This is a genomic window from Streptomyces lunalinharesii (assembly GCF_039532155.1).
Taxonomy (GTDB): domain Bacteria; phylum Actinomycetota; class Actinomycetes; order Streptomycetales; family Streptomycetaceae; genus Streptomyces; species Streptomyces lunalinharesii.
Genome location: NZ_BAAARK010000002.1, coordinates 422,809 through 438,943, shown reverse-complemented (window position 1 = coordinate 438,943; position 16,135 = coordinate 422,809). Strand labels below are relative to the sequence as shown.

The 16,135-nt window shown below is 67.4% G+C and carries 12 protein-coding genes; 6 read left to right on the top strand and 6 right to left on the bottom strand.

Translation table 11 applies throughout. The annotated features are described in order from the left end of the window. Positions 1–28: 28 nt before the first annotated feature. The 4 genes from ABD385_RS05945 to ABD385_RS05930 form a co-directional block, all read right to left on the bottom strand. Entirely contained in the window at positions 29–607 is a 579-nt protein-coding gene (locus ABD385_RS05945) for an HAD domain-containing protein (RefSeq protein WP_344573887.1), read from the bottom strand. A 30-nt stretch (positions 608–637) separates the two neighbouring features. Further along, on the bottom strand, positions 638–1,330 hold the full coding sequence (locus ABD385_RS05940) for a class I SAM-dependent methyltransferase (RefSeq protein ID WP_344573886.1): 693 nt from the start codon (positions 1,328–1,330) through the stop codon (positions 638–640). After that, on the bottom strand, positions 1,331–2,242 hold the full coding sequence (locus ABD385_RS05935) for a phosphotransferase family protein (protein ID WP_344573885.1): 912 nt from the start codon (positions 2,240–2,242) through the stop codon (positions 1,331–1,333). It abuts the gene before it with no gap. Between the two features lie 80 nt (positions 2,243–2,322). Beyond that, the gene (locus ABD385_RS05930) at positions 2,323–3,072 is read right to left on the bottom strand and encodes a hypothetical protein (protein ID WP_344573959.1); all 750 of its coding nucleotides are present in this window, start codon (positions 3,070–3,072) and stop codon (positions 2,323–2,325) included. A gap of 234 nt (positions 3,073–3,306) precedes the next feature. On the opposite strand from ABD385_RS05930, the gene ABD385_RS05925 reads away from it, so the two are divergent. The 3 genes from ABD385_RS05925 to ABD385_RS05915 all read left to right on the top strand — a co-directional run bounded on the left by ABD385_RS05925 (position 3,307) and on the right by ABD385_RS05915 (position 9,963). Continuing rightward, the gene (locus ABD385_RS05925) at positions 3,307–4,662 is read left to right on the top strand and encodes an NsdA family TPR-like regulatory protein (protein WP_344573884.1); all 1,356 of its coding nucleotides are present in this window, start codon (positions 3,307–3,309) and stop codon (positions 4,660–4,662) included. Between the two features lies 1 nt (position 4,663). Then, complete coding sequence (locus ABD385_RS05920; protein ID WP_344573883.1) at positions 4,664–5,194, top strand: NUDIX domain-containing protein; 531 nt, start codon at positions 4,664–4,666, stop codon at positions 5,192–5,194. A gap of 713 nt (positions 5,195–5,907) precedes the next feature. Then, a complete protein-coding gene (locus tag ABD385_RS05915; protein ID WP_344573882.1) occupies positions 5,908–9,963 on the top strand; it encodes a tetratricopeptide repeat protein in 4,056 nt (1,351 codons plus the stop codon). A gap of 493 nt (positions 9,964–10,456) precedes the next feature. Here ABD385_RS05915 and glnA read toward each other — a convergent pair whose 3' ends face one another. Next, positions 10,457–11,866: a type I glutamate--ammonia ligase gene (glnA, locus tag ABD385_RS05910; RefSeq protein ID WP_016572050.1), complete on the bottom strand. Its 1,410-nt coding sequence runs from the start codon at positions 11,864–11,866 to the stop codon at positions 10,457–10,459. A 418-nt stretch (positions 11,867–12,284) separates the two neighbouring features. On the opposite strand from glnA, the gene ABD385_RS05905 reads away from it, so the two are divergent. Together ABD385_RS05905 and ABD385_RS05900 are read left to right on the top strand one after the other, a co-directional pair. Then, a complete protein-coding gene (locus ABD385_RS05905) occupies positions 12,285–12,752 on the top strand; it encodes an RDD family protein (protein WP_344573881.1) in 468 nt (155 codons plus the stop codon). Positions 12,753–13,080: 328 nt separating this feature from the next. Beyond that, positions 13,081–14,280, top strand: a complete 1,200-nt coding sequence (locus ABD385_RS05900) for a carboxylate-amine ligase (RefSeq protein ID WP_344573880.1) — start codon at positions 13,081–13,083, stop codon at positions 14,278–14,280. Positions 14,281–14,365: 85 nt separating this feature from the next. On the opposite strand, the gene ectA is transcribed toward ABD385_RS05900, so the two are convergent. Further along, entirely contained in the window at positions 14,366–14,884 is a 519-nt protein-coding gene (gene ectA / locus ABD385_RS05895; RefSeq protein ID WP_344573879.1) for a diaminobutyrate acetyltransferase, read from the bottom strand. A gap of 577 nt (positions 14,885–15,461) precedes the next feature. Between ectA and ABD385_RS05890 the strand changes: the two genes are divergently transcribed. After that, positions 15,462–15,794, top strand: coding sequence for a cupin domain-containing protein (locus tag ABD385_RS05890; RefSeq protein WP_344573878.1), 333 nt, complete (start codon positions 15,462–15,464; stop codon positions 15,792–15,794). Positions 15,795–16,135: the final 341 nt, after the last annotated feature.

Sequence of the window (16,135 nt, the reverse complement as noted above, 5' to 3'; positions counted from 1 at the left end):
GGCACCAGCATCCTGCTCTGTGATCGCATCAGGCTGCTTCGGCTCCGTGCGGAGCACCGGACTCACAAGGTGGCGCCGCGGGCAGTTGCCCGGCCCATTCCAGAGCCTCGACCAAGTGCTCGGCCAGCAGCCCGACGCGAGGATCGGGCTGAAGAAGGAGGGTTGCCGCGCCATGGGCGGTGCGTTCCGCGGCCCAGGCGTGGTCGAGGCTGGTGAAGTCGTCGTCGATCCAGACGGCGGGTGCGTCGCCCAGCCAGGCGTCGACGTGGTCGCGTTTCCAGAGGTAGCCGTTGGGGTGGCTGGTGGTGATCTGCGGGCGCGGGAGATCGATGTGCGGCAGGGGTGGGAGGCCGAGGAGCGGTCCGATCAGGGTGGTGGCGTCCTGGCGCCAGCTGGTGCACCAGACCGGTGTGGCCAGCCTGGTGCGGATCACATCCATCAGCATGGGGCCGTCGGCAGCGTTGAGCCAGACGGTGACCGGGTCGTCGGCGTGGCGGCCGGTGGGGACGACGTCGTGGCGGGTGTGGGTCGCTGGGGTGTTCCCCTGGTCATCGGGGAACGGTATGAGGACACCGTCGATATCGAGGAGTAGGTAGGGCAGGCGCATGGGTTCCTCCCGTAGGAAGCCGGGGTGGGATCAGAGCTTGCGTGCGGTGATCAGCAAGGTGGTGGGCCAGCCGCCTGCGCGGGCGTCGTGGAACTCCCTGGCTGAGGTGAGCCAGAGGCCCGCGCGGTCGAGGTGCCTCTCCCAGCGGTCGGCGTCGAAGTCCCAGCGGGCGACCGGAAGTCGGGTGCGGTCGGGCAGGGTGACGTAGTCGCGGCAGGGCCGGTCATCGGTGGCTGGTCGTCTGCCGCCGCGCTGGGGGTGGGGAGTGGAGAAGGCCAGGGTGCGGCCCGGTTTGAGGTGCTGGGCGATGGCGGGTAACAGGAGTTCGGGGGCGACGAGGCCGACCGCGCCGAAGACGGAGTAGATCGCGTCGAACCGTTCGTCGGATGCCTGCAGGTAGTGCAGCGCGTGGCCGGCGACGAAAGTGAGGTTGTTCAGTCGTCCATAGTGCGAGCGGGCCCGGCGGACCTGGAGGCCGATCAGGTCGACGCCGGTGACTCGGGCTCCGTGGCGGGTAGCGAGGTACGCGGCGTTGTGGCCAGGGCCGCAGCCAAGTTCCAGCACTCGCCTGCTGCCCAGGTCCGCGCTCAGGATCTCGGCGCCAGGGCCTCGTCCGGGCCGCGTGGTCCACTCCATCCGGGCCTGCACGGAGAGTGGCTCGGCGGGGCGGGCCTCGGTGCGCTGGAGAGCGTGGACGTACCACGGGGAAGCTTGGGCAAGCATCTAGACCTCCAGGAGCTGGAGGATGTCGGTCAGGTGGCGGCGGACGGTCTTGACGTAAGCGGGGTCGGTGGACGGTTCGTTGATCCAGCGGATGGCCTGCTCCATGAACCACTCGACGGCCCACATGCGGTGCCAGCCCAGTGCCCACTTCTCGGCTGCGAGCCCACCGCGCTCGGCGAGGGCGTCGGCGGTGCCGCCCTCAGTGACGTACGCCTCCAGGAAGACGCGCAGGCGTACGGGGTCGGGGGTGTCGAGGGTGCCGTGCCAGCTGGCAAGGTCGAGCAGACCGGGGCCGGTGAAGGCGCGGGCGAAGTCGAGCAGCTTCCAGCCATGCTGGCCGATGTGGAGGCTGGTGGGGTGGAATTCCGAGTGGACCCAGCCGAACGGTGCCACCATCGCCCCAGCGGAGCGGACCTCGGCGGCGCGGGCGATCCGGTCGAGGGCGTCCTCGATGTCGTCTGCCTCCTGCCACCGTTCCTCCTTGCGGAGTTGATCGAGGTGGTCCAGGGCCCGGCTCGGCAGCGTGCGCAACTGCGCCTGATCGAGAACAGGCAGCGCATGGGCCGTAGGCGTGCGGTGGAGGACCACGGCCGCGGCGGCGCCGTCGAGGTCGTCGGCCTCGCGGATGGCGGGACCGAGATCTTCCAGCAGCATTCCGAGCCAGCCACCCACGACGGCGGAGGCGTGGACCTGCGGGACCGGGATGCCGTGGGTGTGGGCCAGGCGGAGGGCCCGGCCCTCGTTATCGAACGGTTTCTTGGCGTACTTGAAGATGGCGGTGGTGCCATCCGGGAAGGTCAGACGCTCTACGCCGGACATGGACCACACGCGCACCTTCTTGCGCGCTGGGGCAGGTCGGCCGGCGATGGTGAGCAGGCTGTCGAGGAGTTCGGCGTTGAGGTTCGCGTCCATGTGGGGGCTCCGGTTCGGGGTTGGAGGCGTCCGGGGCGGGCGAATGGTGCCGGCCCACCCCGGAGCCTGATCGAAGGCGACTACGCGGCAGGGCTCACACGGTGGGCGTAGACCTGCTTGATCCAGCCGGCCTTGAAGGCCGCGAGGTCGTCGCGGAAGGTGGCCATCGACGCACCGTAGGGGGCGACGACGCCGCCGGACTGGTCCGGCACGGACTGGCAGCCGTGCACGAGCCGCCCGCCGAGCGCGGCGTGTGCCTTGATGGACTCGATGCGGCGGTGCTCGTTGAACCAGCCGCCGTGGTAGACCTCGTCGAGCAGCCCGCCCGTCTCCTCGTCCAGGTCGAAGACGACGGAGGTGGCGGCGGGGAAGAACCAGCATGGGCCGACGTTGGAGATGCGCCCGTCCAGCTCGACCTTGTTCAGTGCCATCAGCGTTGCCGCTTCGCGCAGTATCCGCAGGTGCTCGGCGGTGACCTGCGGAAGCCCCAGCCCCGCGAGGTGCTCGTCGCGGAACAGGTACGCGTACACCTCGTATGCGGTGGTCACGACCCGGGCAGCGTCGGGCGTGGACTGGCCGTGGGCCTTGATGAAGTCCAGCGCGAGCTGCTCGACCGCGCTCTCGGTCGTCTCGTCCATGTCCAGGAGCTGGGCCTTGACCAGGTCCCAGTCGGCGACGAGCCAGGTGTGGGACTCGAAGCGGAAGAAGTACTCGGCCGGGTCGATGGTGATGCGCCGGCCCTCGACCTGGATGCCGGGCAGGCGGCTCCAGCGCTCGTCGAACGCCTCGGGCAACTCGACCGTGATGGCCGTCTTGTCGATCGTCTCGATGGTGGTCACCGTGTCTCCGTCTCTGATCGGCCGGCTTCAGGCACAGGGGTGCCCAACGCCGGTGTAGGCGTACGGAACTTCGGGAAGCCGCCCGGTCCAAAGGGAGAGCCTGGAACACTGTCGCGCCGTTCCGGGCGGCTTGATAACTAGTGAACCCGTTGTCACGCACAGTGGGTACGGTGAGAGGCAGTTGAAGCGGTATACGCGGTTTACAGCCCCGAAACGGAGGCGGCCATGTCAGCGCAGAGAGCACCCAACTCCCACCTGCGCGACACCATCGAGGCGATCGGCTGCACCTATGACGCCCTGGCCAAGGGCGTCCGACGCGTCGCCGCGGAGAACGGCGAAATCCTCCGGACCAACAAGTCGGCCATCTCCCACTGGGTGAACGGCGCCCGCCAACCCACCGGCCGCACTGGCCAGTACCTCGCCGAGGCGCTCTCCCGCCGAGCAGGCCGCACCATCACCCAAACCGAGATCGGCCTGAGCCCAGCCGACAACGAAGGCTCGACTGAATCGGATCCGGTCCTCGCTGCCACCGACCTCGGCCGCGCCGATGTCGAGCGCCGCCGTTTCCTCGCCGTGGCCGCCTTCACCACCGCCGGCGTCGCCATGCCACTCGCCTACGATCACGAGGCCACCGCCCGCATGCTCCGCGCCCGCACCAGCACGGCCCTGGTCGGCGCGGAGGATGTCGACGTCGTCCGCCAGATCACCACCGCCTTCAGCGCGGCCGACGAACGCCTCGGCGGCGGCCACGGCCTGACCACCGTCACCGCCTACCTCGCCGACACCGCAGCCCCCATCCTCCGCGGACGCTTCCCCAACGACGCCTTACGTCGAGCCGCCTTCGGCGCGGTAGCCGAACTCGCCTACCTGGCAGGCTGGAAACACCACGACCTCGGCCAAGAAGGCGCCGCCCAGCGCTACTACCAGGTCGGCTACGAACTCGCCTGCGAAGCCGACCCCCACGGCCACGCCGCCTGGATGATGCGCACCCTCGCCCACCAGGCCCTCAGCCTCAAACAGCCCCACCACTGCGTCGACCTCGTCGAAGGGGCCCTCACCCGCGGCCTTGGCCACGTGGACGGCCAGACCGAGGCGCTGCTCCATATCACCCACGCCCGCGCCTTCGCCGCGATCGACGAGAAACCCGCAGCGGCCCGTGCCCTGCTCTCGGCCGAGGACGCCCTGCTCCGCGACGACGGCCCTCAGCCCAGCTTCTCCCTCGTCAGCGGGCCAGCTGCCGGGACCGTCACAAGCCACACGGCTCGTACGCTCACCGACCTCGCCGATCAAGTCGGCACCGAGCAGCAGCACCGGGACGCGCTCGTCCGTTGGGACCCTGCGAAGTTCAAGCGCGTCCACGCCCTCACCCATGCCGATCTCGGCGACAGTCTCGCCGCCCAGGCCCGTGCCGACGAAGCCGTCGCCGCCTGGTCTCAGGCCCTGACCCTCATGGAGGGCATGACCTCCGACCGCACCCGCAAAGCGATCACCTCACTCCGCTCCACCCTCGCCGTCTACCAGCGACGCAAAGTGCCGGGCGCCGCAGATCTCGCCCGCCGCGCCCGCGAAGCCCTGGCCTAACATGCCCGACACCCGCCTGCCGAAGGGAACTCCCGTGACCCAGCAGACCGACACCCAGCCGACGGCCCTCAAACCGGCGCTCGAATCGATGACCCTGCTGGTCGCCGCGGTCATCGTCCACGACAAGGCCACCAATCGCGTCGTCCTCCTCCAGCGCGGCCAGAACGCCAAGTTCGCCCAGGGCATGTGGGACCTCCCGGTCGGAAAGAGTGAGCCGGGCGAGCCCGTCACGGAGACCGCCGTCCGTGAGCTCCACGAGGAGACGGGGCTCACGGTGAAGCCCGAGTCCCTCAAGGTCGCCCACATCATCCACGGCGCCTGGGGCGTAGAGGCTCCCAATGGCTTCCTTACGGTCGTCTTCGTCGCCCACGAGTGGGCTGGCGAGCCGGAAAACCGCGAACCGCGCAAGCACGCCCAGGTCCGCTGGGTCAACGCCGACGCCATCCCAGAGGCGTTCGTCGACACCACGGCCAGCGCATTGCACCGCTACCTCGACGACGGACCCCAGGTATCCCTGGACGGGTGGCGGTAGAGAACCGTCCAGCACCTGAGCGACGCAACAGCGCGGCTTGTCAGCCACTGCCGCCCTACACAGGAAGGGAAGGGGCATAGCGGTGGGCAATTCGCGCAACGGCGAGACGCGCCGAGCCTGTTCGGTAACGATGGTGGGATGATGGGGCGAGCACGAGTGATTGCATGGTGCGGGATAGTGGCCGGGACTGTTGTCTCCGGCGGGCTGATCGGTGTGGCCTTGCTCGCGGATCTGAATACGGCGGGTCAAGCAGCCAGTGTCGTGGGAGCAATCGCTGGACTGGCAGGGCTAGGCGCCTCGCTGTACGCGCTGTTCAAAGAGCCTCCCGTGACGCTGGCCACCGGCCCTGTATCGACAGCTTCCGGTGACGGGGCGATCGCCGCAGGCGGCAACATCATCACGGCAACGACGGGCGGCGGTACCTCTACGGCGCCAACTGCCCCCAATACGACACCGCCTCCCTCGTCGCCGCCAGCTGCTACCGGCGGGACGGTTACGGCATCCGGGAGAGGATCCATCGCCGCTGGCGGGGACATCGGTACCGCCAGCACCGGCGGTACGGGCCAGGGGTCGTCTTGAGTCCATGGTTCAGGCGTCGGCGCGAAGACCCGGAGAAGCCCGCCTCACCTGTGGCGGCAACTGCATCTGGGGACGGTTCTGTTGCCGCAGGCGGGGACATCGGGCAGGCGATTACCGGTGCTGGAGCGGTGGGGGTGCAGGCCAAGCAGGTGGTGGTGATGATGCCACCAGAGGCGTCCGCGTCGCCGTCGGAGATCCACTGCCTTCCGAGAGAGCTACGCCAACTGTTCGGACGCGAGGCGGAGATCGCCGAGGGGCGAAAGCTGCTCGAGAGGTCGGATCGCGAGAGTGGGGCGGCGGTTGTGGTGACCGGCCCACCAGGGATCGGCAAGAGCGCCGTGGCGTTGCACCTCTCCCGACTCGTTGCGGATATCTACCCAGACGGGCAGTTCCACATTGACCTCGCCCTAGCTGTCGGCGAGGGAGACCCTGCAGATCTGGTGCTGGCGCTTCTGCACACGCTGCGCCCCAGCGAACCACTGCCTGAAAACCGTGCACAACAGCTCGCTGTGCTTCGCGCGACGCTGTCCGGTAGCAAGGTCCTGCTACTCATCGACGACGTCGCCTCCGAAGGTGCGCTTCTCGAGGTCCTCCAGATGAACGGGCCCTTCGCCATGGTGTGCACCAGTCGGGCAAAGCTGAGCGGACTGACCGGGCTCGTTCACCTCATCGAGCTCGGTCCGATGCCAGAGCGGCACAGCAAAGAGCTGGTCAGGGCGGTAGTCGGACCAACTCGACTGACCGGCGAACAGGTCTCCACGCTGGCCCAAGCGTGCGCGGGACATCCCCTCGCCTTGCATATCGCAGCCGCTCTCCTGGCACGTCGCCCCAAGATGAGTGTCGACCGGTTCCTCGACGACATCACCAGCCCGGACCGGGGCCTGCAGGCCTTGCGGGCCGGTCAGACCGAGCTGAAGCCCGTGATCGAGCGAAGCTTTGCCGCGCTCAGCCCGGAACAGGCAGAAGTCTTCACCACTCTCGGGATCCTGCCTCACATGTCGGTCACCCCGGACGTGGTTGCTGCTGCGCTCACGCCCCAAGACAAACTCGACGACGCCCAGGTCGATGCCGTGACGGAGCTACTGGACTCGCTGTTCGAGCTCAGCCTCATCGAGCAGATCGACGAGGACCGGTTTGTGTTCCACGAAATTCTGCACCGCTTCGCCCGCCCGAAGTCGGCCTCGGCCACGACGGAGCGCCGGGAAACCGTGATTCGACAGACCTGCCTGATGCTGGCCGTTCGGGCGCAGTCCGCGACGGAGTCAATCGGTTTCGTGGACAAGGAAGCCAAGGTACCCGCGCAAGGCAATGCGGACGCGCTGCACCTGCTGAACGCAGATCGCCCCGGAGCCGTAGCCATGACAGAGAAGGCCCGGCATCACGAGATGTGGGAACCGCTCGTCCTTCTTGCCGCGAATCTCACGGCATCGCTACGGCATGGCAGCCACTGGCACGATCTCGATCGCGTGTACAGGTCCGTACTTGAAGCCGGCAACCGGTCAGACAAGTATGAGTGGACAGCAACGGCCTTGCACAACCTGGCTATGGTTGCTGGCCATCTCGGCGACAGCCAACGGGTCGTGGACCTGTACCAGCGCTGCGCCGAGACCGCCTACGAGGCCAATGACCCGTACCAGCTACATATTGCGCAGCTTGCTCTGGGGTCACTGCTCATCAACCTCGGGCGGGCCCGTGATGCCATCCCGTATCTCCGCAGCGGGTTGCCCTTCTGGCGGCTCATCGAGGACAAGCGGGTACTGGCCCAGGCCCTGGGAAACTTGGGCCAAGCTCACCAGGCCATCGGGCAGCTCCGACGAGCCGAGCAGTACCTCCAGAACAGCAGGAGCCTGTCCCAATCCGACAGCAGTGCCGATCTGTGGAACCGAGAAACGCACGCGGCATTGCTGCGCAAGACAGGCAGAATGACTGAGGCTGCCCAGGAAGCTCTGTTGGACTTTGAACGGGCACGCGCCGTCGGGAGCCGGGAATTGGAGGCAAGGGCGCTGCTGGAGCTCGCCGAGACTCCCGCGGAGGAGCGGCCAGAGTCAGCTCCTGTTCAGCCCCTCGAGACTGCACTGGCCATCTACCGGGACACTGCCGACGTTCAGGGTCAGGTCCGGGTCCTATATCGTCTCGGCAGTCAGGCCGCAGAACGAGCAGACATCGATCAAGCGGCGGAGCACCTCTGGGAATGCGTCAATCTCGCCATCGGGATCGGCGACTATGAGCACGCCGCGCGAGCCCTGGCCTACCTGGCCTCCTACCTCAGCAACGTCGGGCACCTTGAGGAAGCGGAAAGGTACTTTGCTGACGCTCGGGATATGGCCCGCAGCGTGGGGAGCCCAATCACTCTCGCTCAGATTCTGCAGAGGAACGCCGAATATCTATGGCATCTGGGTCAGATCGGTACGACCGTCAGCTATCTCACCGAAGCAGTCTCCCTGCTGGAGGAAACCGAAGCAAAACAGGTCCTGGCCCAGGCAAAGACGGCGCTCGGAGAAGCGCTCATCGTCGCGGGACGATGGAAGGAGGGCGCACAGGTCCTGGAATCGGTTGTCTCTGTGATGTCGGACGACGCATCTTCTGGTACCAAGGCTGAGGCATCTCGTGCGCTCGCCGTCCTCTACTCGCGCCGGGGCCTCCACAAGGAAGCCATGTCCACGGTCATCAAGGCGCTCGATCAGTGCGAGCGGGCCGGCAACAAGTCAGCCGTAATGCACTGCCGGATGGCCCTTGGTAATGTACACGCCCGGAACAGGAAATGGCCTGAGGCCCTCGATCAATACAACAAGGCCGCCGAGCTCGCCGCGGAACAGAGAGACCTTCATGTACTGCTCACCGCCCGGAGTCAGGCCGCCGTGTGCCGACTTCAAGGCGAAGAGAAGGGAAAAGCGGCTGCCGATATCGCCAAGCTAATCCCTCTGACCGAGCAGTTTGGGATGCGGTCACTCGAAGCAGCCCTGCACGCCAATGTCGGTGTGCACTACGCCGACGTTGGTGACCACAGCCAAGCGATCACTGAATTCCACATGGCCCTAACCCTCTCCGAACAGCTCGATGACGACACCACATGTGCGTCTTGCCTGCTCAACCTGGCTCGCTCGCACCGTGCGCTTGGCGACACTGAGCAATCTCGCACACATGCACGCGAAGCCTTCACTCTCCACCAGAAACTCGACAACTGGTCAAAAGCTGGCGATGCACTTCTGCTGCTCGGAAGGCTGCACTGGGACACAGCACCTGACGCCGGAGAACCTACGCTAAACGAGCTTCTGGGCACCGAGCACAAACTCGACAGTCGCGTACTGGAGGCCATCCGTAGCCATCTCAGCTCTTCCAGCGATGAACCGATAGCCAAATCCGATCCCGAACGCGACGGTTCGACGACCATCACCAACAGAAGAAAGATCAGGATTTCGGAATCCATAACCCAAGCACTTACCGGAATCGATATCGAACAACTCGCCACCCATCTTGGAAATTCCCGGCAGACTTGCGTTGCCTGCAACCTCTTGATCGACGAGACAGGGGATGCCGAAATGCTTCTTCTGCGCCATCGGGAAATGAACCCCCTCATGGTGCGCCTTGCGCATCCTCACTGTGTCGCCTCCAGAGTTATCCATCTAAAGGGCGAGGCGCCACAGGAATCGAAAGTCGGCTTCGAGGTGGAATGCATCCTGTTCGGAGGGGACCGGGCAGGGATCATCGTCGACTGTTACGGAGGGTTGGGGTCCCGAAAAGATGGAAAGTTTGTAGACGCTATCCTCGAAAACTACCTCGAGGAGGGGTTCACTAATCTGCAGTCCATGTTCGACTGGAATGACGGTCGACCGCTGGACTTGCGTGACATCCTCGGCGTCAATGACGTTCTGGCACGACTCGAGGACAACAACCTCTCGATCACCGGACCGCATGGAGAGATTCTGCATTGCATGCCACTAAAGTTCCTCCCCCGCTGGTTTCGCAAAGCGCTCGACGGATCGCTAATCGTCGTCGTCGGTAGAAACTTGCAGGGAATGGCAGCCGACGATCTGTCCTACCTGGTGCGGGCCATGGCTTCGGGCAACACTGTCGGTGGCACGGTGGCGCTGACCGTGGTGCGTCCCAGCAGGAACGGCCCTTGCCCGTGCATGATGCGCACAGGACGTAAGTTCAAGCACTGTTGCGGGCGCAGCATGGCTGCGAAGTAGCTGCTTCTTGGAGGGCGCGTCTCGGGTTTCGGGACTCCGCGGAGCACGCCCCGTCGGCGCTCCGCGGACTTGCCCCTCGGGCGCCCTCCAGGTGCCCAATAATCCGCACCGAGTTCCAGCAGTCCGCACACAGTCCGCAAGACACCCGATCAGGACCGTCGGACCCCGTCGCCAGCAATCAGCAAAAGGCCAGGTCAGTGACCTGCGGCAGCCATCGCCGCAGGTCACTGACCCGGCCGCTTACTTGGAGACCAAGAAGGCAACAATGCGCGAGGGCATCCGTTGCCCTGGTCAGCTGATCTGCAAGGGCCCCGAAGCGCCGCCAACCCAGTGAGGGTCGACCTGACATCACATCAGGGAATCGGCCAGGCGGTGCACACACGGTGCACAAGGGAGTGGAAAACAGCTGTGACCCACGAGAACTCACGAGAAGAGTTTCCGCAGGTCACAGCTGGTGTTTCAAACTTGCGCCCAGGTCGCCGGGCGCCGCCTCTTAGAGGTCGAAGTACAGCTCGAACTCGTGCGGGTGCGGGCGGAGTTGGATCGGGGCGATCTCGTTGGTGCGCTTGTAGTCGATCCAGGTCTCGATCAGGTCGGAGGTGAAGACGCCGCCCTGCTGGAGGTACTCGTTGTCCGCTTCGAGGGCCTCGAGGACCGCGGGGAGCGAGGTCGGGACCTGCGGGACGCCGGCGTGCTCCTCCGGGGCGAGCTCGTAGAGGTCCTTGTCGATCGGCTCGGCCGGCTCGATCTTGTTCTTGACGCCGTCGAGGCCGGCGAGGAGGAGGGCCGAGAAGGCGAGGTACGGGTTGGACGACGGGTCCGGGGCGCGGAACTCGACGCGCTTGGCCTTCGGGTTGGAGCCCGTGATCGGGATGCGCATGGCGGCGGAGCGGTTGCGCTGCGAGTAGACCAGGTTGACCGGGGCCTCGAAGCCCGGGACCAGGCGGTGGTAGGAGTTCACCGTGGGGTTGGTGAACGCCAGCAGCGACGGGGCGTGCTTGAGGATGCCGCCGATGTAGTAGCGGGCGGTGTCCGAGAGGCCCGCGTAGCCCTGCTCGTCGTAGAAGAGCGGCTGGCCGCCCTGCCACAGGGACTGGTGGACGTGCATGCCGGAGCCGTTGTCGCCGAAGATCGGCTTGGGCATGAAGGTGGCGGTCTTGCCGTTGCGCCAGGCGACGTTCTTGACGATGTACTTGAAGAGCATCAAGTCGTCGGCGGCGGCGAGCAGGGTGTTGAACTTGTAGTTGATCTCGGCCTGGCCGGCGGTGCCGACCTCGTGGTGCTGGCGCTCGACCTGCAGGCCGGACTTCTCCAGCTCCAGGGAGATCTCGGCGCGCAGGTCGGCGAAGTGGTCGACCGGCGGGGCCGGGAAGTAGCCGCCCTTGTAACGGACCTTGTAACCGCGGTTGTCCTCCAGAGCACCGGTGTTCCAGGCGCCGGCCTCGGAGTCGATGTGGTAGAAGCCCTGGTTCGCGGAGGTCTCGAAGCGGACCGAGTCGAAGACGTAGAACTCCGCCTCGGGGCCGAAGAACGCGGTGTCCGCGATGCCGGTGGAGGCGAGGTACGCCTCGGCCTTCTTGGCGATGTTGCGCGGGTCGCGGCTGTACTGCTCGCCCGTGATCGGGTCGTGGATGAAGAAGTTGATGTTGAGGTGCTTCTCCTGGCGGAACGGGTCCACGCGGGCCGTCGACAGGTCCGGGCGCAGGGCCATGTCGGACTCGTGGATCGCCTGGAAACCGCGGATCGACGAACCGTCGAACGCCAGCTCCTCGTCCGGGTCGAACGCCGTAGCGGGGATCGTGAAGTGCTGCATCACGCCCGGCAGGTCGCAGAAACGGACGTCGACGAACTTCACGTCCTCATCCGCGATGAACTTCTTCGCGTCGTCGGCGTTCTGGAACATCCAACTCCTCCTAGCCCGGTCACCGCTCGGCGGACGCGGGGTTGCGACTCGGAGCGCGACCTCGTGCAGTGGTGCGCTCGCCCGACCATAGGCAGGCGGGATTTCCCAAGCATGACCCATTTGTTTCGCCGAGGTTAACCGGCACGCTGTCTGCCCACCCCCAGTGTGCGCCCGCCCGGGCGGGCGCGGGGACGCCGGTGGAGGCGGGCTCGACAGGCCGGGAGACGGGGCCGCGACGGGCCGTTCCGGCGGCTGCCTCCGGGGGCTCCGGGGGCGCCCGGGCGCCCCCGGTTGTCTCCGGCCGACCCCGCGGTTCCGGCCCCGCCCCGGGCAGGGGGACGTGGCGGAAACGCACCGGAAACCGGGACCCGGCAACCCGCCACCCGGGGAACGAACGCGGTCGCAGTACCGTGGACGGGTGGACAACAGGCAAGCATTCGGATCGTGGATCTCCGGCCCCCGGGCGGCAGCCGAGGACATGGGCGTCGACTTCGGGTACCGGGGTCAGCAACTCGGGCTGCCCGAGGAGGGCCCGGGCTCGGTCGCACGGGTCGGCCGCCGCTTCGGCGCGCTCTTCATCGACTGGGCGCTGTGCCTGCTCGTCGCCTACGGGCTGCTCAGCGGCGGCAAGGCGCAGTCGGCGAGCAACTGGGCGCTGGCGGTCTTCGCGGTGCTCAGCGTGCTGACCGTCGGCACCGTCGGCTGCACCCCCGGCAAGCGGCTGCTCGGTCTGCGGGTGGTCTCCGAGGGCGGCGGCCGGATCACCCTGCCGCGCGTGGTGCTGCGCACGGTGCTGCTGGTGCTGGTCATCCCCGCCGCGATCTGGGACCGCGACGGCCGGGGCCTGCACGACCGACTCAGCCGCGCGGTGCAGGTACGGATCTGACCCGCTCGCCGTCCCGATCCTGATGCGCTGTCCGACCAGGTCAGCGCGCCTTGCCACCGCCGTTGGGCATCCGCACGCCGTTGGGCATCCGCACGCCGTTGGTCATCGGCACGCCGTTGGTCATCGGCACGCCCCTGGGTATCCGCATGCCCTTGCCTTGGACATCGGGCCCTTCGGCAGCGTTCTCCCAGGTGGCTTTTGCGTTCGCTCTGCGGGTGTAGCCACCGACCTGGAGGAATGGCCAGAGAGATCGACGTACGCCGGCCCCCGTCCTGATTCCCCCCCGGCCTTCCGCGTGACAACAGCGTGGCTTTCAGAGGCTGCCGGAATGTCCTCTGCCACCGTGATGACCGTGACCAGCCACCCCCTGGACGCCCCGTGCGGCGAAGGCCACGTAGCCCGAGCCCCCAGGGGCGACAGCCCCAGCGCTTCGGGTCCGATCACGGTCGGCGTCGAGGAAGAGCTTCTTCTGGTCGATCCCGAAACCCGGGACCTGTGTCCGCTGGGCCCCGAGGTCGTGCGCCGCGCCGCTCGCGAGCTTGCGGGGCGGGTGAGTACCGAGACCACGCGCTACCAGGTGGAAATCCGTACCGACCCGCATACCTGCCTGGTCGACGCTTCCGAGCAGTTGCGCGCCACGCGCTCCGCCGTCGCCCGCGCCGCCGCCGATCACGGCCTGCGGCTCATCTCCACCGGCAGTCCCGTCCTCCCACAACCCTCGCCGCTCCAGGTCACCCCCGGCGACCGTTACGCACACACCATCGCCACCTACCGCTTCATGGGCAACGAGGCGACCATCTGCGCATGCCACATCCACATCGGAATCCCTGATCCGGACGAAGCCGTCGGCGTGAGCAACCACCTGCGCCCCTGGCTTCCGACGCTGAGTGCGCTGGCGGCGAACTCGCCCTACTGGGCCGGCCAGGACACGGGATATGCCAGCTGGCGCGCCATGATCTGCGGCCGCTTGCCCGTGGCCGGACCACCGCCGTACTTCGAGTCCTCCGCGCACTTCGAGGAACTCGTCCAAGGGCTCATCGCGGTGGGAGCGGTGACGGATCGAGCCGGCTTGTTCTGGGACGTACGCCCCTCCCACCACGTGCCCACCCTGGAGGTGCGCGTCTGCGACGCGTTGCTGGTGCCCGAGGACACCATCTTGCTCACTGCCGTTGTCCGGGCCCTGGCGGCAACCGCCCTGCACGCTGTCCGTTCGGGTGTCCCGGCGCCCCGCCCGGCAGCGGAGATGCTGCGCGCGGCCGGCTGGCGTGCGGCACGTGACGGACTGGCCGGGGAAGGCGTCGACCTGGCCACCGGCAGGCTCGTGCCTCAGACGGAGCTGGTCCACCGACTGCTGACCCTGATCGCTCCGGCATTGCGTCACCACCGTGACCTCGACCTCGTGCGGACGCAGTGGACGCGCCTGCTCGCGGAGGGAAACGGATCCGACCGGCAGCGGGCGGCCTTCGCCCGACGCTCCAGCCTCCACGGCGTCGTCGACCACCTGATCAGCTCCACCTGCCCGGCATGACGCGTCGCACGGTCGGGGTCGCACGGTGGCGCGTGACGCGCATCCCGTCCCAGGCAAACGGGCCGTAGACGAGTTGCACCGGCCGTCATCGCGTGAGGGGACCCACGCGGTACAGCACCTCGGGTGCGTGACCCGGTACGGGGAAGTGGTCGGCGCTGAACAGCGGCTGCCGGCGCACTGGGGCGCCGCGCTTGTGGGCGAAGGCACGCACGCAACGCTCGGACGCCGTGTTGTCGGGGGTGACGGTGCATTCGACGAAGCGATATTGATCGGCGGCGAGGGCGTCGAGCAGGTGGCGGGCCAGGCCGATGTTTTGCCAGCGGGGCGCGACGGCGGCCTGCCACATGAAGAGGGTGTCCGGCTGCGCGGGGCGGGTGAAGCCGGTGACGAAGCCGCAAAGGGTGGCTTTGTCGCGGGCGACGACCGAGGTGGCGGCGAAGTCCCGGCACCACAGGCGATAGAAGTGGGGGGAGTTGGTGTCCAGGTCCCGCGCGTCCCGTACGAGGCGCCACATGGCGGTTGCGTCGGTGGGGCACGGCTGCTGGAGGGTCAGGGCAGTCAGCGGGGCGGGGGCCGGGATGTCGATGGCCGGAGTGCGTGGCATCGGGGTTCCCTCGTCCGTGAGATCGCTACCGAGGTGCGGTGAGCCGGCCGTCGTGCTCGGGTACCCCGCCAGGAGGGCGGCGTGCGCACAAGGCAGCTGAGTCGTCCTCCACCAATGAGAGCACAAAATAAGACGGTTTGCCGGAATCGAACGAAGCGGGACGGCCCGGCGCCCGTGCGGCACAGCCTGCAAGACGGCACCTGAGGCACTGGCGACTGTGGTCGACCGGCGACACCTGGCCGCGTGCCCTGCGGCAGGTCGAGCCGCCGCCACTCGCCACAGCACACCCCCGCCCCGCCGTCCACCACCAGGCGCGGGCCGCCACTCCCTACTCGGCGGAAGGGGCCGACCCAGCCCGATTCGCGGCCGGCGAAAGGCCCCTGTTCTCTCGCCCTGTGGCAGCTCCCGCCCAACGCAACGCCCCATCCCAGTACGGCGGTTGTCCGCCGACGAGCACTCGGTGCGGGCTCTGGCGTGCGGGCGGTGGGCGTCCACCGGGAACGGCCGCCAGGCAGGGTGATCAACGGCATTCTCCTCCGGCCCCGGACGGCCGTCCGCCGTGTCGGATACTGGCACGATGCAGACAATTTCCCTGGATGAGCAGGCCCGTGAGCATGTGGAACGCGCAGCAGCTGCCACTTCCGGACGCAGTGCGGCAACCGTCTACGCCGGCCAGGAGCACGGACTGCGTCAGACCGTCCTGGCCTTGACCGCCGGTTCCGGCCTCGCCGAGCACGAAAGCCCCGGCGATGCGACCCTTCTCGTGCTGCGCGGACACGTGCGGCTCGTCGAAGGCGACGCCTCCTGTGAAGGCCGGGCCGGCGATCTGCTCGTCATTCCCCCGGCTCGCCACAGCCTCGACGCGATCGAGGACTCAGCGGTGCTCCTCACCGTCGCCAAGACCGGCTGAACAGCACACTCGGCAGGCACAGGCACAGGCACAGGCACAGGCACAGGCACAGGCACAGGCACCAGTCAGCGCGCAGAGCGGACGATGCGACAGCGCTCTGCGTGCTCGCTGGCGCCACTTCTCAGGATCCGGCCATGAGAGTGCATCTGACCAGGGGCAGCGTCGCGATGGGCGACGACGTTGACGCTCCACACACCGAGACCCTGGATCTGCCCGACGCAATGCCGCTTCGTGAGGCAGTCACCTCCGTCATCAAGAGGGGCTACCTCGCTCCGATCGCGGGGGCACGGCCACCTGGATCCTGACCAGTGCCGATGCCCCGATCGCCGTGGTCGCACAGC

What these genes read in the sequence shown, in the direction of transcription:
- ABD385_RS05935 (WP_344573885.1), bottom strand. Translation starts at nt 2,242, where the DNA reads ATGGACGCGAACCTCAACGCCGAACTCCTCGACAGCCTGCTCACCATC.
- ABD385_RS05900 (WP_344573880.1), top strand. Translation starts at nt 13,081, where the DNA reads ATGTCCTCTGCCACCGTGATGACCGTGACCAGCCACCCCCTGGACGCC.
- ABD385_RS05920 (WP_344573883.1), top strand. Translation starts at nt 4,664, where the DNA reads ATGCCCGACACCCGCCTGCCGAAGGGAACTCCCGTGACCCAGCAGACC.
- glnA (WP_016572050.1), bottom strand. Translation starts at nt 11,866, where the DNA reads ATGTTCCAGAACGCCGACGACGCGAAGAAGTTCATCGCGGATGAGGAC.
- ABD385_RS05940 (WP_344573886.1), bottom strand. Translation starts at nt 1,330, where the DNA reads ATGCTTGCCCAAGCTTCCCCGTGGTACGTCCACGCTCTCCAGCGCACC.
- ectA (WP_344573879.1), bottom strand. Translation starts at nt 14,884, where the DNA reads ATGCCACGCACTCCGGCCATCGACATCCCGGCCCCCGCCCCGCTGACT.
- ABD385_RS05925 (WP_344573884.1), top strand. Translation starts at nt 3,307, where the DNA reads ATGTCAGCGCAGAGAGCACCCAACTCCCACCTGCGCGACACCATCGAG.
- ABD385_RS05890 (WP_344573878.1), top strand. Translation starts at nt 15,462, where the DNA reads ATGCAGACAATTTCCCTGGATGAGCAGGCCCGTGAGCATGTGGAACGC.
- ABD385_RS05945 (WP_344573887.1), bottom strand. Translation starts at nt 607, where the DNA reads ATGCGCCTGCCCTACCTACTCCTCGATATCGACGGTGTCCTCATACCG.